Here is a 24,988-nt window from a genome sequence, read left to right as displayed (position 1 = left end):
TCACATGCGCCCCGCTCTCCACCCCAACGCCCCTGACGCCCGATGAGCCGCCCGATCCCACTCCTGCTGCTGGGAGCCGGTTTCTCCCGGGGAGCGCACGTCCCTGCCCTGCGAGGTCTGGGCGAGCGCTTCCGCGTCGCGGGGGTCTTCAGCCGGACGCGCGCGAAGGCGGAGGCCGTGGCGGGCGAGCTGCCAGGACCGGTGGAGGTGTTCACGGAGCTGGACCGGGCGTTGGAGATGCCTGGGATTGAAGCCGTGGACGTGGCGCTTCCCATCCTGCCCGCGTCGGACGCCATCGCGGCGGCACTGAGCCGGGGCCTGCATGTCTTCAGCGAGAAGCCCATCGCCGAGTCCGTGGAGCGCGCGCGGGCGCTGCTCACGCTCCAGGCTCCGCGCCCTGAGCAGGTCTGGTACGTCGCGGAGAACTTCCGCTTCTGGGAGACGGCCTGGCGCGTCCGGGAGCTGATCGCCTCGGGGGAGATTGGTACGCCGCTTCTGTGCCACTACCCGACGCTGGTCCCCATCAAGTCCACGCCGTGGTTCCAGACGCAGTGGCGCCGCGAGCCGGGGTACTCGGGCGGCTTCCTGCTGGACGGCGGGGTGCACGACATCGCCGCCCTGCGGTTGATGCTGGGCGAGGTGTCGCACGTCAGCGCCTTCGTGCGCGGCGTGGACCCGGCGCTGCCTCCCGCCGACACGTTGGCCGCGTCGCTCCAGTTCGAGAGCGGGCTCGTGGCGAACTACTCCGTCAGCTACGCGCTGGAGCCGGTCCGGCTGACGCCTTGGAGCGTGGTGAAGGCATTGCTCTCCGGAGCCGAGCGGCCCGTGCGCGACCGCTTTGGCCGCAAGCACATCGTGGGCACGCACGGGTCCATCTTCTTCATGCATGACCGCGTGGAGCTGGTGCGGGGCCTGAAGCGGACCGTGTTCAAGGTCCGCTCGGCCGACATGATGGTGCGGCAGTTCGAGGACTTCCACGCTGGGGTTCGCGCGGGTCAGCCCATCCGCAACAGCCCCCGCGAGGCCCTGCACGACCTGGCCGTCATCGAGGCCCTGCTCACATCGGCCCGGGAGCGCACCGTCACGAGGCCCGTCCGGCTGGAGGATGCCGTCCCCTTGACGGCGGTGGCGGGGGGCCTGTCATGAGCCCGCGTCCTCGCAGCTGCGACGTGGTGATCATCGGCAGCGGTCCTGGCGGCAGCACGCTCGCGCATGGCCTCTCCCGCCGCGGCGCGCGGGTCCTGGTGGTGGAGGAAGGGGACTTTCTGCGGCCGGATCCCTCGCGTGCGGACACGAGCATCCACATGCAGGAGTTCATGCAGGGTGCGCAGCAGAGCTTCGTGGGCGGGCCGTCGAAGTTCTATGGCGCGGCGCTCTACCGGCTGCGCGAGCAGGACTTCCAGGCCACCGCCACGGAGACTGCCGAGTCCCCCGCGTGGCCCGTCCGCTACAGCGACCTGGAGCCGTTCTACGACGAGGCGGAGCGCCTCTACGCCGTCCGCGGTTCGACGCACGAGGACCCCTCCGAGCCTCCCCGCTCCCGCCCCTTCCCGTACGGGCCCATCGAGCACGAGCCGTACATCGCGCCCATCGTGGAGCGCCTGCGGGCCCAGGGGCTTCCCGTCTCGTACATCCCCAAGGCCGTGGACGTGGGCCCCGGCGGCAAGTGCATCCTCTGCGCACGGTGCGACGGCCACTACTGCCAGCGCGACGCGAAGATGGACGCGGAGATCGCCGCGTTGCGCCCTGCTCTGGCGACGGGGCGGGTCCAGTTGCTCACTCGGACGCAGTGCCTGCGGGTGCTCACCACACCGGATGGGCGCCGGGCCACGGGTGTGCTGCTGCAGCAGGACGGCGAGACGTGGGAGGTGGACGCGGACGTGGTGGCGGTGTGCGCGGGCTTCGCTCGGACGCCACTGCTGCTGCGGCGCTCACGCAATGACGCGCACCCGGAGGGCATTGGCAACGCCAGCGGGTGTCTGGGCCGTTACCTGGCGGGCCACACGGCGGGGCTGGTGTTCCCCATGCGCGGTTTCAAGCGCGTGCCGGACCTGCACCAGAAGACGTTCGCCATCAATTCCTTCTATGGCCCTTCCGCGGAATGGCCCTACCCCCTGGGCGTCATCCAGGCCGCGGGCCAGCTGCCGCTGTGGAAGAGCGTGCCCGCCGTGGCTCGGCCGTTCGTGCGGTTCATCGTCGAGCGCAGCGTGACGTGCTTCCTGATGACCGAGGCCGTGGCCAGCAAGGAGTCCGGCTTCGTGTTCCAGGGCGATGAGATCGTCCGGATGGAGCCTCCCCGGCCGAACGTGAAGACGTTCCGGCGCCTGCGGCGCATGGCGATCGACATCTTCAAGAAGGCCGGTTTCCCCGTCGTGCTGGCGCCCCGCAGCCCCGCGGACCTGTGGCACCTGGTGGGCACGGCGCGCTTCGGCGAAGACCCGGCCACCTCCGTGTTGGATCCGCACTGCCGCGTCCACGGGATGGACAACCTCTACGTCGTCGACTCGTGCTTCCTGCCCTCCGCGGGCGCGGTGAACACGACGCTGACGGTGATCGCCATGTCGCTGCGGGTGGCCGAACACATCGCCGCTCGGGTTTCACCCCACGCTTCCCTCCCTTCTGTTTCTTCCGCGCGTCCCGCGCCGCCCCGCCCCGAGCCATGAACGATCGAGTCATTCATCCCAAGGCCGACACGCTGATGGACCTCCTCGCGCTCCGGGTGGAGACGCGCGCGGACTTCCCCGTCTACACGTTCCTGGAGGACGAACCGGGCGAGGAGACCGTGATGACGCACGCGGGGCTCTTCACTCGGGCGCGGCGCATTGGCGCACGGCTGGCGGAGCGGCACTCGGGACAGCGGGTGATGCTGCTCTACCCGCCGGGCACTGAGTACATCGCGGGGTTCTTCGGCTGCGTCCTGGGCGGCGCCGTGGCGGTGCCTGCGTATCCGCCGGATCCGACTCGGCTGGAGCGCACGCTGCCGCGACTGCGCGCCATCATCCGCGACGCCCAGGCGACGGTGGTGCTCACCACGTCCTTCATCCTGGAGCTGGCGGAGTACATCTTCGAGCTGGCCCCGGAGCTGCGGGACCTGGAGTGGATCGCCACCGACGCGCTGCCCGAGGGGCTGGAGGACGGCTGGCGGCGCCCGGAGCTGAAGGCCGAGTCGCTGGCGTTCCTCCAGTACACGTCCGGCTCCACCGGCATGCCCAAGGGCGTGATGGTCGGCCACGGCAACCTCGTGGCCAACATGCGGATCATCACGCATGGCCTGGACCTGCGGCAGGACGACCGCTGGGTGATGTGGCTGCCGCCGTACCACGACATGGGCCTCATCTCCGGCATCCTCAACCCGCTGTACGCGGGCAACCCGGTGACGCTCATGTCGCCGCTGTCCTTCCTCCGCAAGCCCCTGCGGTGGCTGGAGGCGATGTCGCGGTTTCGCGCCCAGGTGTCCGGCGGCCCCAACTTCGCGTTCGACCTGTGCGTGCGCAAGACGACGCCGGAGCAGCGGGCCACGCTGGACCTGAGCCACTGGCGCGGAGCCATGAACGGCGCGGAGCCCATCCGCCCGGACACGCTGGAGCGCTTCGCGCGGACCTTCGCGCCCCAGGGCTTCCGCATGGAGACCTTCATGCCGGGCTACGGCCTGGCGGAGGCGACGCTCGCCCTCACCGCCTGCGTGACGACCGCGCCCCCCGTGCTGTTCCCGGTGGTCGCGTCCAGCATGGAGGACCACCGGCCCGTGCCCACGAGCGCGGACGCTCCGGAAGCCCGCGTGCTGGTGGGCAGCGGGAGGGTTCTGCCCGACCACGACATCCTGGTGGTGGAGCCACAGACGCGCCAGCTCCGGGCCCCCGGCGAGGTGGGCGAGCTCTGGGTGTCCGGCCCCAGCGTGGCCGCCGGCTACTGGAACCGGCCCGAGATGTCCGAGGAGATCTTCAGGGCTCGTCTGGCGGATGGCACGGGTCCCTTCTTGCGCACGGGTGACATGGGCTTCGTGCAGGACGGCGAGGTCTTCATCACCGGCCGCCGCAAGGACCTGATCATCGTCCGCGGCCGCAACCACTACCCCCAGGACCTGGAGCTGACGGCCGAGCGCAGCCACCCCGCGATCCGGCCGGGCTGCAACGCGGCCTTCTCCGAGCACGCGTCGGAGGGCGAGCGGGTGGTGATGGTCGTCGAGGTGGGCGACGAGACGGTGGACGTGGAGGAGGTGGCCGCCGCGGTGCGCGCGGCCATGGAACAGGAACACGAGCTGCGGCTCGACACCGTGGTGCTGGTGCCCCACGGCGCGGTGCCCAAGACCTCCAGCGGCAAGCTGATGCGCAGCACGTGTCGGCAGTGGCTGGGGGATGGCCAGATCCGGGTGGTGGGCCGCTCCGTGCTGACGCTCGCCTCCACTGAGGACGCGAGCCCCGACGCCGGACCCGGGCCGGACGTGGCCACGCTGCGGGCCATGCCCGTCGCCGAGCGGCAGCAGGCCCTGCTCGATTGGGTGCGGCGCGAGCTGGCGCGGGCCCTGCGCGCCCCGGTGTCTGCCGTGGAGCCGGCGGTCCGGGTGAGCCAACTGGGACTGGACTCGCTGGGCATCGTGGAGCTGGGCCACGCCGTCGAGCAGCACCTGGGCGTGACGCTCCCGCTCCAGCGCGTGTTGAGCGGCCCCACGCCGGAGGAGCTCGCGGGCTTCCTCGTGCAGGCGCTCGACGTCGCGGAGCATGTGCCCGCCTCCGAGACGACGACGGTAGCGCCCGGGGACTACGCGCTCACCCCCGGCCAGTGGGGGCTCTGGTTCCAGCACCAGCTCTCCCCGCACACCACCGAGTACAACGTCACGCAGGCCTTGCGGATCCGCTCCGCGCTGGACGTGCCCGCGTTGCAGCGCGCCTTCCAGGCACTGGTGGACCGTCACGCCAGCCTGCGCACCCTCTTCGTCCGCGTGGAGGGCCAGCCCGTCCAGCGCATCCTGCCCCACGCGCCGGTCCACTTCGTCCACGAGGACGCCACCGCGTGGGACGCGTCGCGGCTGGAGCAGTTCCTGGGCGAAGAGGCGGCCCGGCCCTTCGACCTCGCCTCTGGGCCACTGATACGCGTGCACGTCCTGGCGCGTCCCGCGGGCGAGCACGTGCTCATCCTGGGCGTCCATCACATCGTCGTGGACCTGGTGTCCATGGCGGTGCTGCTCCAAGACCTGGGCGCGCTGTACGAGGGCGAGCTCCGTCACCAGCCGCCGGCCTTGCCTCCGGTGCGTCTGGACATGCCCGGCGTCGAGCGTCAGCTGCGCGAAGTCCTCGCGCGCGACGGCGAGCGGCTTTGGGAGCACTGGAAGGAGCGGCTTGCCGGTGAGCCCACGCCGCTGGAGCTGCCCCGCTTCCGCGCGCGTCCGCCCGTGCAGACCTACGCGGGCGCGGCGCATGCCTTCCGGCTTCCGGCGCCGCTGGCCCAGCGGCTCTTCACGCTGACCCGCGAGCGCGGCGTCACGCTCTTCACGCTGCTGCTCGCCTCGTTCCAGACGCTCCTGCACCGCTACACCGGGCAGGAGGACGTGTGGGTGGGCTCTCCCGTCAACGGCCGCCCCCGGCCGCAGCTGGCGAGCGTGGTGGGCTACCTGGTCAACCAGGTGGTGCTGCGCGGAGACCTGAGCGGCGAGCCGTCCTTCCTGGAGCTGCTGGAGCGCGCGCGCGGAGTGGTGGTGGACGCGCTGGCCCACCAGGACCTGCCCTTCACGACGTTGGTGGACCGGCTGCGCGTGCGGCGCGATCCCAGCCGGCCTCCGCTCGCCCAGGTGGAGCTGGTGTTGCAGCGCGCGTCGCTGCCCGGACAGGAGGACCTGAGCGGCTTCGCCCTGGACGAGAGCGGGCTGCGGATGCGCCTGGGCGAGCTGGAGGTGGAGTCGCTCGCGCTCGCTCGGCACGTCGCCCCCTTCGACCTCACGCTGACGTTCGCCGAGGTGGAGGGCACGCTCGCGGGTTCGCTCCGCTACAACGTGGACCTGCTGGACGCGGCCACCGTGGTCCGCATGGCGGGGCACCTGGAGCGGCTGCTGGAGGGCATCGCGGAGGATCCCTCGCGGCCCATCTCCCGGCTGCCCCTGCTTTCGGCGGAGGAGCGCGAGGCGCTCACGCGTCCTCCCCGTTCGCTCCGCGTGGAGCCCCGGGGCGAGGCCTGCCTGCATCAACGCTTCGAGGCGCGCGCGGCGGAGCGGCCGGATGCCGTGGCGGTGACGCTCGAGGAGCGCTCGTGGACCTACGCGGAGCTGGACGCCCGCGCCAATCAGGTGGCCCACCACCTGGTGCACCAGGGCGTCGTGCCGGGCGACCTGGTGGGGCTGTACCTGGAGCGTTCGCTGGACATGGTGGTGGCCGTGCTCGCCATCCTGAAGGCAGGGGCGGCGTACGTGCCCATCGACACGGCCTACCCCGCCGAGCGGGCCCGCTTCATGCTGGAGGACAGTCAGGCTCGCGTGCTGCTCACGCAGCGCCGGCTGGCGGACTCCCTGGGTGACGTGGCGGCCCACGTGGTGGCGCTGGATGAGGAGTCGCCGAGCCTCACCGACGCGCCGCGCTCGCGGCCTGACGTCGCGGTATCGGGCGATCTGCTCGCGTACGTCATCTACACGTCGGGCTCCACGGGCCGCCCCAAGGGCGTGCAGGTGACGCACGCCAACGTCACGCGGCTCTTCGACGCCACCTGGGACGACTTCCGCTTCGACAGCTCCGACGTCTGGACGCTGTTCCACTCCATCGCGTTCGACTTCTCCGTGTGGGAGCTGTGGGGCGCGCTGCTGTACGGCGGCCGGCTGGTGGTGGTGCCGTACCGGGTGAGCCGTTCCCCGGAGGCCTTCCACGCGCTGCTGCGCGCCGAGCAGGTCACCGTCCTCAACCAGACGCCGTCCGCCTTCCGGTCGCTCATCCACGAGGACCTGGCGGCGCCGGCCGACGCCCTGGCCCTGCGCCACGTCATCTTCGGCGGCGAAGCCCTGCCATTGGGCAGCCTGCGCCCCTGGTTCGAGCGCCACGGGGACGCCCGGCCCCGGCTGGTCAACATGTACGGCATCACCGAAACGACGGTGCATGTCACCTACCGGCCCCTGCGCGCGCGTGACGTGGACGAGGCGCCGGGCAGCGTGATTGGCGCGCCCATCCAGGACCTGTCCCTGTTGCTGTTGGACAAGCACCAGCAGCCGGTGCCGGTGGGCGTGCCCGGTGAGTTGTATGTCGGCGGCGCGGGCGTCGCGCGCGGCTACCTCCAGCGGCCCGAGCTCAATCAGCAGCGCTTCCTGGACGACCCCTTCCGCCCCGGGACAGGGGCCCGCCTCTACCGCAGCGGAGACCTGGCTCGCGGACTGCCCGATGGAGACGTGGAGTACCTGGGCCGCCTGGATGATCAGGTGAAGGTGCGCGGCTTCCGCATCGAGCTGGGTGAGATGGAGAGCGCGATCGCCCGGCACCCCGCGCTGCGCGAAGTGGTGGTGGTGCCGCGCGAGGACGCGGCTGGCGAGAAGCAACTGGTGGCCTACGTGGTGGCGCGCCCGGATGCGCAAGCGCCCACCGTGGGCGAGCTGCGCGCCTTCCTCCGCGAGCGGCTGCCCGAGCACATGGTGCCCGCCGCCTTCGTCTTCCTGGACACGCTCCCGCTCACCGCCAACGGCAAGGTGAACCGCCGCGCGCTGCCCGCCCCGGAGCGTCTGCGCCCATCGTTGAGCGAGGGCTACGTGGCGCCCACCAACGACCTGGAGCGGCTGCTGTGCCAGGTGTGGAGCGAGGCGCTGGGCGTGGATCAGGTGGGCGTGGACGACAACTTCTTCGAGCTGGGAGGCGACTCCATCCGCAGCCTGCGCGTGGTGGCGCGAGCCCGCGAGCGGGGGCTCACGCTCAGCATTGCGGAGATGTTCGACCACCAGACGGTGAGCGCGCTGGCCCAGGCGCTGCGCCGCTCGGGTGAGACCGCAGTGCGTACCGAGCCGTTCTCGCTGGTGTCCGACGCGGACCTCGCGGCGCTGCCCGCGGGCCTCTCGGACGCCTATCCGCTGTCGCGGTTGCAAGCGGGCTTCGTGTTCCACGCGGAGCTGCGCCAGGGCTACGAGGTCTACCTCACCAGCTTCCACGTCCGGGTGCGCTTCGATGAGGACGCGCTGCGACGGGCGCTCGAGCAGATGGCGCGGCGACACCCCATGCTGCGCTCCGCCTTCGACGTCTCCTTCAGCGAGCCGTTGCAGCTGGTGTACACGCACGCGCAGGCGCCGCTCGCGGTGTTCGACTGGCGGGATCGCACGGAGAAGGAGCAGCGGCAGGACTTCAAGGCCTGGAGCCAGGCCGAGCGCCGTCTGGGCTTCACCTGGCGCGCGCCGCCGCTCATCCGGCTCAGCGTCCACCGCCTCACCGACGACGATTTCCGCATCACCCTGTCCGAGCCCTTCCTGGACGGCTGGAGCGTGGCCTCGCTGTGGTCGGAGCTGCTGCGGCTCTACGTGGCGTCGCTGGACGGCCCGACGCCGGTGGAGCCTCCTCCGGCCACCACCTACCGGGACTTCATCGCGCTGGAGCGGTCGGCGCTGGCCTCCGAGGCGTCGAAGAACTTCTGGGCCCGGGAGCTTTCCCGGCTGGAGCGAGCCCCGCTCATGCCCTGGCCGCTGGCCGAAGGTGAGCCGGCCGGACAGCACCTGCGGATCATCTTCCCGGTGGCCGACGAGGTGCTCACCGGCCTCAAGCAGATCGCCACCGAGACGACCCTCCCGCTCAAGAGCGTCCTCGTCGCCGCTCACGCGCGCGTCGTGGCTTTGCTGACCGGGAAGGACGAGGTGGTGACGGGCATCATCGCCAACGGACGCCCGGAGGTGCCCGGCGGCGATCAGGTGCTGGGCATCTTCCTCAACACGCTGCCGCTGTGCATGGACGTGGCGGGCGGGGCGTGGCTGGACCTGACGCGTGACGCCTTCGAGGCGGAGCGCGCCCGGCTGCCGCACCGGCGCTTCCCGCTGGCGGAGCTGCAGAAGACCTTCGGAGGCGGTCAGCCCCTCTTCGACACGGCCTTCAATTTCACCCAGTTCCACATCCTGGACCGGCTGCGCGAACTGCGCGGGCTGGAGGTCCTGGACATGATGGCCACCGACCAGACGTACTTCGCCTGGACGGCCTATTTCAACGTCAACACGGCCAGCACCGAGCTGCACATCGCCCTGGACTGCAACGGCCTGGGCGCCGAGCAGGTGGAGTCAATCAAGGCCCATTACCTGAGCGTGCTCAGCGCCATGTCGAAGGCGCCTCAGAGCCGCTACGACCGGGCGGAGCTGCTGCCCGAGCGCGAGTGGCAGCAACTGCGCGCGTGGAGCGGGACGCACGCCGAGCTTCCGGGGGAGACGTGTGTCCATCACCTGGTGGAGGCACAGGCCGCGCGCTCGCCGGACGCGGTGGCGCTGGTGCATGAGGCGCGGCGGCTCACCTACGGCGAGCTGGAGTCGCGCACGCGCCAACTGGCGCACACGCTACGTGAGCTTGGCGTGGGCCCGGAGACGCGCGTCGCCGTGTGCCTGGAGCGCACGCCCGAGCTCGTCATCGCCCTGCTGGGCGTGATGCGCGCGGGCGGAGCCTACGTCCCGTTGGATCCGGCCTACCCCGCCGAGCGGCTGGCGTTCATGCTGGAGGACTCCCAGGCGCCGGTGCTGATCACCACGGCGAAGCTGGAGGGGACGCTGCCCTCGCACGGAGCGCGCGTCATCCGGTTGGAGGCGGGAGCGGAGGTCCCCACGTCGCTGGCTCCGCTGGCGCCTGCGAGCACCGGGCCGGACTCCCTGGCCTACGTCCTCTACACGTCCGGTTCCACCGGCCGGCCCAAGGGCGTGGCGCTGGAGCATCGCAGCGCGGTGGCCTTCCTGCGCTGGGCGCTGTCGGTGTTCTCGCGCGAGCAGCTGTCCGGTGTGCTGGCCGCGACGTCGTTCTGCTTCGACCTGTCCTTCTTCGAGATGTTCGCCCCGCTGGCACGGGGAGGCACCGTCATCCTCGCGGACAACGCGCTGGCGTTGGCGGGGCTCGCGGCGGCGGGTGAGGTGACGCTCGTCAACACGGTGCCGTCTGCCATGACGGAGCTGGTGCGGGCCGGTGCACTGCCCGCGTCCCTGCGCACGGTGAACCTGGCGGGCGAGGCGCTCCCGGGCTCGTTGGTGGCGGACCTGTACCGCACGGGCCACGTGGAGCACGTCTTCAACCTGTACGGCCCCACGGAGGACACCACCTACTCCACGTTCACGCGGGTTCCCCAGGACGCGCGCAGCGAGCCCACCATCGGGCGCCCGCTGCCCGGCACCTCCGCGTGGGTGCTGGATGCGCGCGGACGCCCCGTGCCCCTGGGCGTCCCCGGCGAGTTGCACCTGGGAGGCGCGGGGCAGGCTCGCGGGTATCTCCACCGGCCTGAGCTCACCGCGGAGCGGTTCATCCCCCATCCGTTCTCACGCGAGCCCGGCGCGCGCCTCTACCGCACCGGAGACCTGGTCCGGCAGCTGCCTGACGGAGACCTGGAGTACCTGGGCCGCATCGACAACCAGGTGAAGGTGCGCGGCTTCCGCATCGAACTGGGCGAGGTGGAGGCGGTGCTCCGCGCTCACGCGTCCGTGCGGGACGTCGTCGTCCACGCGCGCTCGGACGCTCCAGGCGAGAAGCGACTGGTGGCCTACGTCGTGGCCCAGCCCGGCCACGTGCCGGACGCGGCAGTCCTCAAGGAAGCAGTTCAGCGGCACCTGCCTCGCTACATGGTGCCGTCCGCCTTCGTCACCCTGGCCGCGCTGCCCCTCACGCCCAACGGCAAGGTGGACCGCAAGGCGCTGCCCGCGCCGGAGGCCACCGCGGTGGAGTCCGGCACCGTCGCGCCGCGCACCTTCACCGAGGAGCTGTTGGCCTCCGTGTGGGCTCGCGTCCTGCGCGTGGAGCGAGTGGGCGCGTATGACCACTTCTTCGAGCTGGGCGGGCACTCTCTGCTGGCCACCCAGGCCGTCTCGCGGATCCGCGAGGCGCTTCAGGTGGAGCTGCCCCTGAGCAGCCTCTTCGAGGCCCCGACCCTGGCGGCGCTCGCGGAGAAGGTGGATGCGTTGCGCGCGGCGAAGCAGGGCCGGCAGTCGCCTCCGCTCTCACCGGCGGAGCGCACCGGGCCCCTGGCGCTGTCCTTCGCGCAGCAGCGCCTCTGGTTGCTGGAGCAGTTGGAGCCGGGCAGCGTCGCGTACAACGTGCCGGCCGCCGTGCGTGTCAGCGGAGCGCTGGACGTGGAGTCCCTGCGTCGCGGCTTCTCCGCCCTCACCTATCGCCACGAGTCCCTGCGCACCACCTTCCACGAGGGCGTGGAAGGGCCCGAGCAGCGCATCGCGGACTCGCTGGCTCCCGACTTCACGGTCATCGATGTGTCGGCACGCTCCACTGCGGAGCGCGAGGCGGAGGTCCAGCACCGGGCCACCATGGAGGCGCGCCGGCCCTTCGACCTGACGCGCGGCCCCCTGCTGCGCGTCACGCTGCTGCGCCTGGCCGAACGCGAGCATGTGCTGCTGCTGACCATGCACCACATCGTCTCCGACGGCTGGTCCATGAACGTGCTCGTCGAGGACCTGATGGCCCTCTACGCGGCGTTCACCCGGGGCCAGCCCTCGCCGCTCTCCGACCTGCCCATCCAGGTCGCGGATCACGCCGCGTGGCAGCGGCGGTGGCTGCGGGACGAGGCTCTGGAGACGCAGCTGTCGTACTGGCGTCAGCAGTTGGGGGACGCGCCGCGCGTCCTGGAGCTGCCCACCGACAAGCCGCGCCCCGCGATCCAGTCCCTCCAGGGCGCGAGCTGGTTCGTCCACCTGCCCCGCGAGCTGTCCGACGCCGTCGAGGCTCTGAGCCGGCGTGAAGGCGTCACCCCGTTCATGGTGCTGCTGTCCGCGTTCGAGGTGGTGTTGCACCGGTACTCGGGCCAGGACGACCTCTGCATCGGCATGCCCGTCGCCAGCCGGAGCCGCGTCGAGTTGGAGGGGTTGATTGGTTTCTTCGCCAACACGCTTGTGCTGCGCACGCGTCTGGATGACGCGATCTCCTTCCGGGAGCTGCTCACGCGCGTGCGCACGGCGGCGCTCGGGGCATATGCGCACCAGGACGTGCCCTTCGAGAAGCTGGTGGAGGAACTCCAGCCCCGGCGCGACCTGAGCCGCTCACCCTTGTTCCAGGTGATGTTCACGTTCCAGAACAACCGCCTGCCGGAGACCGCCCACGCGGGCCTGGAGCTACACCGGCTGGACGTCGACCACGGCACCTCCAAGTTCGACCTGGAGCTGGTGCTGACCGCGTCCAATGACGGCCTGCGTGGCCGCTTCGAGTACAGCACCGACCTGTTCGAGGAGGCGACCATCGCGCGCCTCACCCAGCACCTGCGCACGGTGCTGGAGGCCGCCGTCGCTCGCCCTGAGGCGTCCCTGGCCTCGCTGCCCCTTATGCCCGAGGCCGAGCAGCGTCAGGTGCTCCTCGACTTCAACCGCACCGACGCCGACGTCCCTCTCGACGTCTGCTTCCATCAGCTCTTCGAGACTCAAGCCGACAGCGCCCCCGACGCCGTCGCCGTCCGCGACGCGTCTTCTTCCTTCAGCTACCGCGCCCTCGACGCTCGCTCCAATCGCCTCGCCCACCACCTCGCCGCCTCTGGCGTCCAGCCCGATTCCCTCGTCGCTCTGTTGGCTCCTCGTGGCTGCGACTTCGTCGCGTCCAACCTCGGCGTCCTGAAGGCCGGTGCTGCCTGGTTGCCGCTCGACCCGCTCCATCCGCCTCAGCGTCTCGCTCAGATTCTCTCCCTCAGCCGCGCCCCCTTCGTCCTCGTCGCGGATGTCTTCGCGCCGCTGCTGGCGTCCGCTCTCGCGCTGCTTCCCGAGGACTCTCGCCCGTGCGTCCTTTCGCTCGAAGCCTCTCTGAACGCGGACGTTCCCTCTTCGCGTCTCTCGCCTCGCGCGTCTCCTTCGCACCTCGCCTACGTCATCTTCACCTCCGGCTCTACCGGCACTCCCAAGGGCGCCATGGTCGAGCAGCGCGGCATGCTCAACCACCTGCATGCCAAGGTGCTCGCACTCGGCCTAGGGCCCAAGGACGTCGTCGCCCAGACGGCCTCCCAGTGCTTCGACATCTCCGTCTGGCAGTCCTTCGTTGCCCTGCTCGTCGGTGGCCAGACGCTGGTGCTCGGTGACGACGTGGCGCACTCGCCTTCTGCCCTCCTCGAATCGCTAGAGGCCCACGCCGTCTCCATCGTCGAGTCCGTCCCCTCGCTGCTGAGCGCCCTGCTCGACGAGGCCGACTCTCGCGGCTCCGCACGTCCTGCACTTTCTCGCCTTCGCTTCATGGTTCCCACGGGTGAGGCCCTTCCAGCGGAAACCGCTCGCCGCTGGCTCCTCGCGTGGCCCGCCATTCCCCTCGTCAACGCCTACGGCCCCACCGAGTGCTCTGACGACGTCACCCACGCCTTCCTCTCTTCCCCTCCGGCCTCTTCCGTCGTCCCCATCGGCCGCCCCGTCTGCAACACCCGCCTCTACGTCCTCGACTCTCTCCTGCGCCCCTGCCCCCTCGGCATTCCCGGTGAGCTCTTCGTCGCGGGCACGGGCGTTGGCCGCGGCTACCTCTTCGACTCTTCCCGCACCGCCGTCTCCTTCATTCCGGACCCCTTCGCCTCCTCACCCGGCGCGCGCCTCTACCGCACCGGGGACCGCGTCCGCTGGCTGCCTGACGGCTCCCTCGACTTCCTGGGCCGCATCGACTTCCAGGTGAAGCTGCGCGGCTTCCGCATCGAGTTGGGGGAAATCGAAGCCTCTCTGCGCCAGCTGCCCGCTGTGCGTGACGTCGTCGTCCTCGTGCGCCAGGACTCCCCCGGCGACGCGCGTCTCGTTGCGTACGTCACGCCCAAGGCGGATGCCTCGCTGGAAGTCGAGGCCCTTAGGGTCCACCTGAGTCAGGTGCTTCCCGAGTACATGGTGCCCGCCGCCTTCGTGGTGCTGGACACCCTGCCCCTCAGCTCCAACGGAAAGGTGGACCGCAAGGCCCTTCCTCTCCCCGACGCCGACGCCTCTCGCGCCGCCTCCTTCGTCCCGCCCCGCACGCGCACCGAGGCCCTCCTCTGCGGCCTCTTCGCTCGCCTCCTGCGCCTGGAGCGCGTCGGCATCCACGACGACTTCTTCGCTCTCGGTGGCCATTCCCTTCTGGCCACCCGCCTCGTCGCCCACTTGCGCGAAGCCCTCGGCCTGGAGCTGCCCCTTCGCGCCCTCTTCGAGGCCTCCTCTCCCGCGCTCCTCGCCCAGCGCCTCGATGCGCTTCGCGACTCCTCCTTCTCTTCTTCCGCGCCTCCTCTTCGCCCCTCACCCCGTGATGGCGCGCCTCCGCCTCTCTCCTTCGCCCAGCAACGACTCTGGTTCCTCGATCGCTGGCAGCCCCAGAGCGCCTTCTACAACGTCCCCTCCGCGCTCCGGCTCACCGGCCCCCTTCACCTCCCCGCGCTCCAGTCGGCCTTCGACGAACTGATCCGTCGTCACGAATCTTTCCGGACGACGTTCCAGGACAGCCCTGAGGGCCCGGTGCAGCTCATCCACCCCGTGCTCACGTCTCCGCTCACCCTGGTGGATCTGAGGGAGCTGTCTTCGGAGCAGCGCGATCCGGAAGCGCTCCGCATCGCCAGCGATGAGGCCCGGCGGCCCTTCGACCTTGCGCATGGACCGCTGCTGCGCACCACGCTGGTGCGGCTCGATGCGGATCACCATGTGCTGGTGGTGGTGATGCATCACATCGTCTCCGACGGCGGATCCTCGGAGGTGGTGCTGCGTGAGCTGGCCGCGCTCTACGACGCCTTCCTTCGCGACGAGGCGTCGCCGCTTCCGCCGCTGCCGGTGCAGTACGCGGACTACGCCCTGTGGCAGCGCTCCTGGCTCCAGGGCGACGTGCTCGACGCGCAGCTCGGGTGGTGGCGCCAGCAACTCCACGGCGCACCGCATGCGTTGCGACTGCCCACGGACCGTCCGCGTCCGGCGCTGCAGACGTTCAACGGCGCCCTCCTCACCCGGATGCTGCCGCGCCCGCTCTCCGAAGCGCTGCGCGCTTTCCACCGCGCTGAAGGCGTCACCCCGTTCATGACCCTGCTGGCGACGACGCAGGCGCTGCTGCATCACTACTCGGGCCAGGACGACTTCACCGTGGGCGCTCCCGTCTCCGGCCGCACGCATGCCGGGATGGAGGCGCTCGTCGGATTCTTCGTCAACACGCTGGTGCTACGTGCCCGGTTCGATCCACGCATCAGCTTCCGGGAGCTGCTCGCCCAGGCGCGCGAATCCACCCTGGGCGCGCTCGCGCACCAGGACGTGCCCTTCGAGAAGCTGGTGGAGGCGCTCCAGCCCGAGCGCGACCTCAGCCGCTCACCCCTCTTCCAGGTGATGGTGGCCTACCAGCAGGACCTGCACGTCGAGCAGGCACTGCCCGGCCTCATCGCGCGCCCGGTGCCCCTGGATGGACAGGGCGCCAAGTTCGACCTGACCGTCTCCTTCACCGACACCGACGAAGGCCTCCGCGCGTCGTTCGAATACAACACCGACCTCCATGACGAGGCCACGGTGGCGCGCATGGCGGATCACCTGTCCGCGTTGCTCACCGAGGTCATCGCCGCGCCGGCCCGCCCGCTCGCCTCGCTGTCGCTCCTTCCGGAACAAGAGCGTCATCAGGTGCTGGTGGAGTGGAACGCCAGCGACGTGGCCTTCCCCCAGGAGCGCCTCGTCCACCAGATCTTCGAAGCCCAGGTGGCCCGCTCGCCCGAGGCCCCCGCGCTCGCCTCCGGCGACGACACCCTCTCGTTCCAGCAGCTCGACGAACGCGCCAACCAGCTCGCCTGGCATCTGCGCGCTTACGGCGTCGGTCCCGAGATCCGCGTCGCGCTCTGCGTCGAGCACTCCTTCGACCTCGTCGTCTCGATGCTCGCCGTACTCAAGGCCGGTGGCGCCTGGGTGCCCCTGGATCCAACCCTGCCCGCGGACCGACTCGCGTTCATGCTCGCCGACTCCGGCGCTCGCGTGGTCCTCACCCAGGAGCGCTTGAAGTCCGTGCTGCCCGCGCATGCCGGCGCTTCGGTGTGCGTGGACGCGGATTGGAGTCAGGTGGCCTCCCGCTCCACCCAGCCGCCTCCTCCCCGCTCCCTGCCCGACTCGCTCGCCTACGTCATCTACACCTCTGGCTCCACCGGCAAGCCCAAGGGCACCCTCCTCACCCATCGCGGCCTCTCCAACACCGCCCTCGCCGCCGTTCGCGAGCACCGCTTCGACTCCTCCTCCCACGTCCTCCAGTTCGCCTCCATCGGCTTCGATGCCTGCGTCTGCGAGGTCTTCTCCTCTCTCCTCGCGGGCGCCTGCCTCCACCTCGCCCCTCGTGACCAACTCCTCCCAGGGACTCCTCTCCACTCCCTGCTCCGCGCCCGCTCCATCTCCGCCGTCACCCTCACCCCGTCCGTCCTCGCGCAGCTCGACCCCTCTGGGCTCGACTCCCTGCGCACCGTCATCTCCGCGGGCGAGGCGCTTCCGGCTGCCGTCGCTTCCCGCTGGGCACACCCCCAGCGCCTCCTGCTCAACGCCTACGGACCCACTGAAGTGACTGTCTGCGCTTCCATCGAGTCGCAGCTCAATCCCTCTCAGCCCACCATTGGCGCGCCCTTCCCCAACGTCCGACTCTTCGTCCTCGACTCACTCCTGCGCCCCGTCCCCGTTGGCCTCCCCGGTGAGCTCTTCGTCTCCGGCCCCGGCGTTGCTCGCGGCTACCTCGGCCAGCCCTCGCTCACTGCGGAGAGGTTCATTCCTCATCCGTTCTCGCGCGAGCCGGGCGAGCGCCTCTACCGCACCGGTGACCGCGTCCGCTGGCTGCCCTCCGGTCGCCTCGAGTTCCTCGGACGCCTCGACTCCCAGGTGAAGCTGCGCGGCTTCCGCATCGAGCCCTCCGAAGTCTCTTCCCTCCTTCGCGACCACTCCTCCGTCCTCGACGCCTTCACGCTGCTTCGCGAGGACTCGCCTTCTCTCCACCGCCTCGTCTCCTACGTCGTCTCGCGCGAGCCCGGGCACGATGCGGCGGCGCTGCGCACATACCTGCGCGAGCGCGTGCCGGAGTACATGGTGCCGGCGGCGTTCGTGTTCCTGGACGCGCTGCCCCTCACCGCTAGCGGCAAGGTGGACACGCGCGCGCTGCCCGCTCCCGACGAGACCCATATCGGCGGCGGTCAGGGCTACGTGGAGCCGCAGGGTGATCTGGAGCGCACGCTGGCGGCTCTCTGGTGCGAGCTGCTGGGCCTCAAGCGCGTGGGACGCCACGAGCGCTTCTTCGACGTGGGCGGCAACTCCCTGCTCATCGTCCGCGTGCAGGAGCGCCTCCAGACGACGCTGGACCTGCGGCTCTCCCTGCCCGTGCTCTTCCAGTACCCCACGATCGCGGGCCTGGCCGAACACCTGTCCCAGTCCGGCGGAGGCTCGCGGCTGGAGTCCAGCCAGGAGCGCGGCGAGGGCCGCAAGGAGCGCATGGATCAACAGCGGGAGCAGCGACTGAACCGCCGCAAGAAGGGAAGCGCGTGATGGCTCAGGACCCTTCGTCCCCGTCCGAGGCCGTCGCCATCGTCGGCATGGCGCTGCGCGTTCCGGGCGCTCGCGATCCCGAATCCTTCTGGCGGTTGCTCGACGACGGCGTCGAGCCGCGCACGTCCTTCTCCGACGCGGAGCTGGAGGCGGCTGGAGTGCCTCGCACCGTGCGCGAGCAGTCGGGCTACGTGCGCGAAGGCTTCGTCCTGGACGGCGTGGCCGCCTTCGACGCGGCCTTCTTCGGCTACAGCCCCCGGGAGGCGGAGCTGTTGGATCCCCAGCACCGCCTCTTCCTGGAGTGCGCGTGGGAGGCGCTGGAGCGCTCCGGCCATGGGGACGCACGTGGGCGTGGCGCCACGTCCGTCTTCGCGGGCGAGGGCCGGAGCACCTACCTCATCGCGAACCTGCTGACCCGGCCGGACCTGGTGGCGTCGCAGGGCTTGTTCTCGCTGATGGTGGCCAACGAGAAGGACTTCCTCGCCACGCGCGTCTCCCACCGCCTGGACCTGCGAGGCCCGAGCCTCACCGTGCAGACGGCGTGCTCCACGTCGCTGGTGGCGGTGCACCTGGCCTGCCAGAGCCTGCTGTCCGGCGAGTCGGATCTGTCGCTCGCGGGCGGTGTCGCGCTGGCGCTGCCCCAGCGCGCCGGCTACGCGTATCGGGACGGGGGCATCCTCTCCCCGGATGGACGCTGCCGTCCCTTCGACGCTCGGGGCGAAGGCACCATTGGTGGTTCGGGCGTGGCGGTGGTGGCGCTCAAGCGCCTGTCGGACGCGCTGGAGGCAGGAGACCGCATCCACGCGGTCATCCGTGGTTCGGCCATCAACAACGACGGCGCGGACAAGGTGGGCTTCACCGCGCCCAGCGTGGACGGACAGTCCCAGGTCATCTCCGAGGCGCTCGCGGTGGCGTGCGTGGAGCCCGACTCCATCCAGTACGTGGAGGCCCATGGGACGGCCACCCAACTGGGAGACCCCATTGAAGTGGCCGCGCTCAACCAGGTGTTCCAGGGACTGCCTCGGGGCTCCATCGCCCTGGGCTCAGTGAAGAGCAACCTGGGCCACATGGACGCGGCGGCCGGCGTGGTGAGCCTCATCAAGACGGCGCTGGCCCTGGAGCACCGGCGGCTTCCCCCCAGCCTGCACTTCCAGAATCCCAACCCGCGCGTCCCCTTCGACGACGGTCCCTTCGCCGTCAACACCGCGTCGCGGCCGTGGCCCGCCGCGAAGTCCCGGCGCGCGGGTGTGAGCTCCTTCGGCATGGGAGGCACCAACGCGCACGTGGTGCTGGAGGAGGCCCCCACGCCCGCGCAGCGCCCGCCCGCGCGGCGCCCGTGGCAGCTCCTGGCCCTGTCCGCTCGGACCGCGCCCGCGCTGGAGGAGATGACGGACCGGCTGGCCACGCACCTGGAGCAGCACCCGGAGGTTGCGCTGGCGGACGTCGCCCACACGCTGATGGTGGGACGTCGTCGCTTCGAGCACCGGCGGGTGCTGGTGTCCCAGGACGCGCGCGAGGCCCGGGAGGCCCTGGCGGCACGCGACGCGCGGCTGCTCACGGAGGTCGCGGGGGACGGGCGTTGCTCGGTGGCGTTCCTCTTCCCCGGTCAGGGCTCGCACCACGTGGACATGGGCCGCGGCCTGTACGCCGCGGAGCCCCGCTTCCGCGAGCACGTGGACGCGTGCTGCGAGCGCTTCACCCCGCACCTGGGCTCCGACTTGCGGCGCATCCTCTTCCCGGCCGCGTCGGAGCACGCGGAGGCCACCCGGAAGCTGGAGCAGACGACGTTCGGCCACCCGGCGCTCTTCACCATCGAGTACGCGCTGGCGCGCTGGTGGATGGACGTGGGCGTGCGGCCCCAGGCGCTCATCGGCCACAGCGTCGGCATGTACGCGGCGGCCTGTGTGGCGGGCATCTTCACGCTGGAGGACGCCACGGCGATGTTGGCGCTGCGCGCCCGGCTCATCCAGCAGCTGCCCGCGGGGTCCATGCTGTCCGTGTCACTCCCTGAAGCAGAGGTGCGCCCGTTGCTGGTGGGAAGGCCGGTGGGCATCGCCGCCAGCAACGCGCCCTCGCTGTGCGTCGTGTCGGGGCCTCCCGATGCCGTGCACGCGGTTCAGGCGGAGCTGGTGGCGCGCGGCGTGGAGTGCCGCCTGCTGCACAGCACCTACGCCGGCCACTCCGCGATGCTGGAGCCGATGCTGCGGCCCCTGGAAGAGGCGCTGCGCCGCGTACGCCTGTCGCCGCCATCCATCCCCTGCGTCTCCAACCTCACCGGCACCTGGCTCACCGACGCGGAGGCGACGGATCCGCGCGCGTGGGCGGAGCAGGTACGGCGGCCCGTACGCTTCTCGGAAGGCGTGGCGACGCTGCTCGAGGAGCCGGACCGGCTGTTGTTGGAGGTGGGGCCTGGGCAGGCGCTGACGATGCTGGCGCGGCAGGCCACGAACGCGGCGGGGCGCACGATTGTCGCCTCGATGCGCCGGCCGCAGGATCCGCAACCGGACGCAGTGGTGCTCCTGAACGCCGCGGGGCGGCTGTGGTTGGCGGGCGCGGAGCTGGACGTGGAGCGACTCCAGGGTCCGGGCGAGCACCGCCGCGTCGAGCTGCCGCCCTATCCCTTTCAGCGGGAGGACTACTGGCTGGAGGCCGCGGCGGGAACGCACGCATCGGCGGATTCCCGGACGGCGCTCCGCAAGCGGGATGACGCGGCGGAGTGGTTCTACCAGCCGGCCTGGAAGCCCACGCCGCCACCTGACCCTTCGGCCACGGGTGGCGAGCGTGTGCTGGCCTTCGTCGACACCAGCGGCTTCGGCGCTGAGCTGGCGGCGCGGCTGGAGGCGGAAGGCTCAGCGGTGGTGCGGGTGGTGCCCGCGTCCGGATTCTCTCAACGGGACGCGCGCACCTTCGAGATCATGCCGGGCGAACCCGCGCACTACCGCGCGCTGCTGGAGGCCGTGGGCACGCCCCGGCGTGTGGTGCACGCATGGAGTCTGGGCCCCGCTACTGGTGGGGACGAAGACGCGGCGCTCGCCACGGAGCTGGAGCGTGGGTTCCACGGCCTCGTCGCCCTGCTGCGGGCGCTCCAGGCCCGGCCGGCGAATGGGCCGGTGGACGTCGCGGTGCTGGTGAGTGGCGCATTGGAGGTGACGGGAGACGAGCCGCTGGTGCCCGCACGTGCGCTCATGGTGGGCCCCTGCAAGGTGGTTCCGCAGGAGCACGTGGGGCTGCGCACGCGCTGCATCGACGTGCGCCTGCCCGAGGACGCGGCGAAACAGGCGGGACTGCTGGAGCGGTTGGTGGCGGAGGTGCGCCTGGACGCGGCGGAGCCCGTGGTGGCCTGGCGCGGCTCGCGCCGCTACGCCGAGCACTTCGAGGCGACGCGGCTGCCCTCCGCGAGCGCGGACACAGCGCCGCTGCGCGAAGCGGGCGTGTACCTGCTGACCGGAGGCCTGGGGCGGATCGGCCTGGGCCTGGCCGAACACCTCGCGGCGGCGGTGCGGGCGCGGCTGGTGCTGGTGGGCCGCTCGCCCTTCCCCTCTCCGGAAGAATGGGACGCGTGGCTGCGCGCGCACGGCGAGGAGGATGACGTGTCGCGGAAGATTCATCGCCTGCGGGCGATGGAGGCCCGTGGCGCGCAGGTGCTGGTGCTGTCGGCGGACGTGTCCCGGCGGGCGGAGCTGGAGTCCGTGGTGGCCCGCACGCGAGCGCGCTTCGGGGCACTGCATGGCGTGGTGCACTCCGCAGGCATCATCGGCGCGCGGACGTCGGTGCCGCTGGTGGACCTGGAACGCGAGCGGAGTGAGGAGCAGCTCGCCGCCAAGGTGAATGGCACCCGGTGGCTCACGGCCGCGCTGGCCGGTGGGCCGCCGCTGGATTTCGTGGTGTTGCAGTCCTCGCTGTCCACCGTGCTGGGTGGCCCGGGGTTCAGCGCCTACGCGGCGGCCAATGCCTTCATGGACACGCTGGCGTGCGAGCGCGCCCGGGCGGGCGGGACGCAATGGCTCAGCGTGGACTGGGACGGCTGGCATCAGGACGGTGAAGTGCCTGGCGCGTCGGACATGACGCTCGCCGAGGGCTCGGACGCCCTGCGGCGGCTGTTGTCCGCGCGAGCCGAGGGCCGCTGGGCCGTGTCCACCACGGACCTCTCCGCACGGCAGGCGATGTGGCTGCGGCGCGAGCGCACCGGCACGGCACCAACCACGAGCACGGGAACCGGGCACTCGCGGCGCGGCGTGCGGACCGCATTCGTGGCGCCCAGGGACTCCGTCGAGCAGGGGATCGCCGCCATCTGGGCGGAGCTGCTCGGCGTCGCGGAGCCCGGCATCCACGATGACTTCTTCGAGCTGGGCGGACACTCGCTGGTGGGCGCGCAGGTCGTGGCGCGCGTCCGGCAGGCGTTCCAGGTGGAGCTGCGCCTGGGGACGCTCTTCGAGACACCCACCATCGCGGGCATGGCCGTGGCCATCGTCAAAAGCCGCACCGAGAACATGAGCGAGGAAGAGCTGGAGTCCCTCCTGTCCGAGCTGGAGTGAGCCGCTCCCCCTCTTCGCCCCACCTTCTTCACCGACCGAGCACCATGAGCGACATTCGCAACCGGATCGCCCACCTTCCTCCCGAAAAGCGCGAGCAACTGCTGCGCAAGATGGCCGAGCGGCAGCAGGCCTCCGGTGCGCCGGCGCTGGACCTTCCGCCGGCCCCGAGGCCCGCGCGCTCGGCGTCCGAGCCGTCGCCGCTGTCCTTCGCTCAGCAGCGGCTGTGGTTCCTGGATCGGATGGAGCCCGGGACGACGCTGTTCAACCTCCCGGCCGCATTCCGCCTGCGAGGGCCGCTGGACGTGAAGGCCCTGGGACGCGCCTTCAACGCGCTCGTGGAACGCCATGAATCACTGCGGACGCGCTTCATGGAACAGGACGGCCAGCCCGTGCAGGTGGCGGATCCGTCGCTGACGCTGGCGCTGGCACCGGAGGACCTGACGGGCCTGCCGCTGGAGCAGCGCGAGGAGCAGACGCGCAAGCGGATGGCGGAGGAGGCGCGACGGCCGTTCGACCTGACGCGAGGACCTCTGCTTCGCACCCGGCTGCTGCGGCTGTCACCGGAGGAGCACGTGCTGCTCCTGACGATGCACCACATCGTCTCCGACGGCTGGTCCATCGAAGTGCTTATCCGCGAAGTGGGCGTCTTCTACGAGGCCTTCGTCGCCGGCATCACGCCAGTGCTCCCGGCGATGCCCTTGCAGTACGCGGACTTCGCGCGCCAGCAGCAGGGACGCGAGGGCGAGACCCTGCGGCGTCAGCTGGACTACTGGAAGGCTCGGCTGAGCGGAGCGCCTCAGGTGCTGGAGCTGCCCACGGACTGGCCGCGTCCGGCCGTGCAGACGTTCCAGGGGGCGGAGCTGCGCGTGGAGCTGCCCGCCGCGCTGGTGGAGCAGCTCAAGGCGCTGGGCCGGCGCAGTGGCGCCACGCTCTACATGGTGCTGCTCGCGGCCTTCCAGACGGTGCTGCACCGGTACTCGGGGCAGGACGAGGTCTGCGTGGGCACGCCCAGCGCCGGCCGAAGCCAGGCCGAGTTGGAGGGCCTCATCGGCTTCTTCCTCAACACGCTGGTGCTGCGCACGGACCTGTCCGGCGATCCCACCTTCCTGGGACTGCTGGGCCGGGTGCGTGAGGCCGCGACGGGCGCGTTCGACAACCAGGACGTGCCCTTCGAGAAGCTGGTGGAGGAGCTCCAGCCTCGGCGCAGCCTCAGCTACACGCCGCTGTTCCAGGTGATGCTCATCCTCCAGAAGCCGCAGGGCCGTCCCCAACTGGGAGGCCTGGCGCTGGAGGCCATCAAGAGCACCGCGGGCCGGTCGATGTTCGACCTCACCCTGTCGCTGGTGGAGGTGGAGCGAGGCGGGCTCGTCGGCCACGTGGAGTACAGCACCGACCTGTTCGAGGAGGCGACCATCGCGCGCCTCACCCAACACCTGCGCAGGGTGCTGGAGGCCGCCGTCGCTCGCCCAGAGGCGCCCCTGGCCTCACTGCCCCTCATGCCCGAGGCCGAGCAGCGTCAGGTGCTCCTCGACTTCAACCGCACCGACACTGACGTCCCTCTCGACGTCTGCTTCCACCAGCTCTTCGAGGCCCAGACCGACCGCGCTCCCGACGCCGTCGCCGTCCGCGACGCGTCGTCTTCCTTCAGCTACCGCGCCCTCGACGCTCGCTCCAACCGCCTCGCCCACCACCTCGTCGCCTCTGGCGTCCAGGCCGACTCCATCGTCGCTCTGCTGGCCCCTCGTGGCTGCGACTTCATCGCTTCCAACCTCGGCGTCCTCAAGGCCGGCGCTGCCTGGCTGCCGCTCGACCCGCTCCACCCGCCCCAGCGTCTCGCCCAGATTCTCTCCCTCAGTCGCGCTCCCTTCGTCCTCGTCGCTGATGTCTTCGCGCCGCTGCTGGCATCCGCCCTCGCGCTGTTGCCCGAGGACTCTCGCCCGCGCGTCCTTTCGCTCGAAGCTTCTCTGAACGCGGACGTTCCTTCTTCGCGCCTCTCGCCTCGCGCGTCTCCTTCGCACCTCGCCTACGTCATCTTCACCTCCGGCTCTACCGGCACCCCTAAGGGCGCCATGGTCGAGCAGCGCGGCATGCTCAACCACCTGCATGCCAAGGTGCTTGCTCTCGGCCTCGGTCCCAAGGACGTCGTCGCCCAGACGGCCTCTCAGTGCTTCGACATCTCCGTCTGGCAGTCCTTCGTCGCCCTGCTCGTCGGTGGCCAGACGCTCGTGCTCGGTGACGACGTCGCGCATTCGCCTTCTGCCCTCCTCAACGCACTGGAGGCCCACGCCGTCTCCATCGTCGAGTCCGTCCCCTCGCTGCTGAGCGCCCTGCTCGAGGAGGCGGACTCTCGCGGCTCTTCGCGCCCCGCGCTTTCTCGCCTTCGTTTCATGCTTCCCACAGGCGAAGCGCTTCCCGCCGAAACCGCTCGCCGCTGGCTCCTCGCTTGGCCCTCCATTCCCCTCGTCAACGCCTACGGCCCCACCGAGTGCTCCGACGACGTCACCCACGCCTTCCTCTCCTCCCCTCCGGCCTCTTCCGTCGTCCCCATCGGACGCCCCGTCTGCAACACCCGCCTCTACGTCCTCGACTCTCTCCTGCGTCCCTGCCCCCTCGGCATTCCCGGTGAGCTCTTCGTCGCGGGCACGGGCGTTGGCCGCGGCTACCTCTTCGACTCTTCCCGCACCGCCGTCTCCTTCATTCCGGACCCCTTCGCCTCCTCACCCGGCGCGCGCCTCTACCGCACCGGGGACCGCGTCCGCTGGCTGCCTGACGGCTCCCTCGACTTCCTGGGCCGCATCGACTTCCAGGTGAAGCTGCGCGGCTTCCGCATCGAGTTGGGGGAAATCGAAGCCTCTCTGCGCCAGCTGCCCGC

The 24,988-nt window shown here is 70.9% G+C and carries 5 protein-coding genes; all 5 read left to right on the top strand.

The window, feature by feature from the left end:
- The first annotated feature begins 42 nt into the window (after positions 1–42).
- The gene (locus tag D7Y04_RS14160) at positions 43–1,146 is read left to right on the top strand and encodes a Gfo/Idh/MocA family protein (RefSeq protein WP_121759665.1); all 1,104 of its coding nucleotides are present in this window, start codon (positions 43–45) and stop codon (positions 1,144–1,146) included.
- Positions 1,143–2,663 carry a GMC family oxidoreductase gene (locus D7Y04_RS14155; protein WP_121759664.1) on the top strand — a complete coding sequence of 507 codons (1,521 nt, stop codon included), beginning with the start codon at positions 1,143–1,145 and terminating at the stop codon, positions 2,661–2,663. The genes D7Y04_RS14160 and D7Y04_RS14155 overlap by 4 nt, the downstream gene beginning before the upstream one ends.
- Entirely contained in the window at positions 2,660–17,581 is a 14,922-nt protein-coding gene (locus D7Y04_RS14150; protein WP_121759663.1) for a non-ribosomal peptide synthase/polyketide synthase, read from the top strand. Before D7Y04_RS14155 ends, D7Y04_RS14150 begins: the two co-directional genes overlap by 4 nt.
- Positions 17,581–22,116, top strand: a complete 4,536-nt coding sequence (locus D7Y04_RS46525; protein ID WP_121759662.1) for a type I polyketide synthase — start codon at positions 17,581–17,583, stop codon at positions 22,114–22,116. The genes D7Y04_RS14150 and D7Y04_RS46525 overlap by 1 nt, the downstream gene beginning before the upstream one ends.
- A 44-nt stretch (positions 22,117–22,160) precedes the next feature.
- A partial coding sequence (locus D7Y04_RS14140) for an amino acid adenylation domain-containing protein (protein WP_121759661.1) occupies positions 22,161–24,988 on the top strand: 2,828 nt, incomplete at its 3' end.

Origin of the sequence: Corallococcus sp. AB038B (genome assembly GCF_003668955.1) — a bacterium.
Lineage (GTDB): Bacteria > Myxococcota > Myxococcia > Myxococcales > Myxococcaceae > Corallococcus > Corallococcus exiguus.
Note: the sequence above shows the minus strand (reverse complement) of the source record. Positions and strands in the feature narration are given on the sequence as shown.

Bases quoted from the DNA above. Each gene is read 5' to 3' on its own strand.
- D7Y04_RS14160 (WP_121759665.1), top strand. From the start codon at position 43: ATGAGCCGCCCGATCCCACTCCTGCTGCTGGGAGCCGGTTTCTCCCGG.
- D7Y04_RS14155 (WP_121759664.1), top strand. From the start codon at position 1,143: ATGAGCCCGCGTCCTCGCAGCTGCGACGTGGTGATCATCGGCAGCGGT.
- D7Y04_RS14150 (WP_121759663.1), top strand. From the start codon at position 2,660: ATGAACGATCGAGTCATTCATCCCAAGGCCGACACGCTGATGGACCTC.
- D7Y04_RS46525 (WP_121759662.1), top strand. From the start codon at position 17,581: ATGGCTCAGGACCCTTCGTCCCCGTCCGAGGCCGTCGCCATCGTCGGC.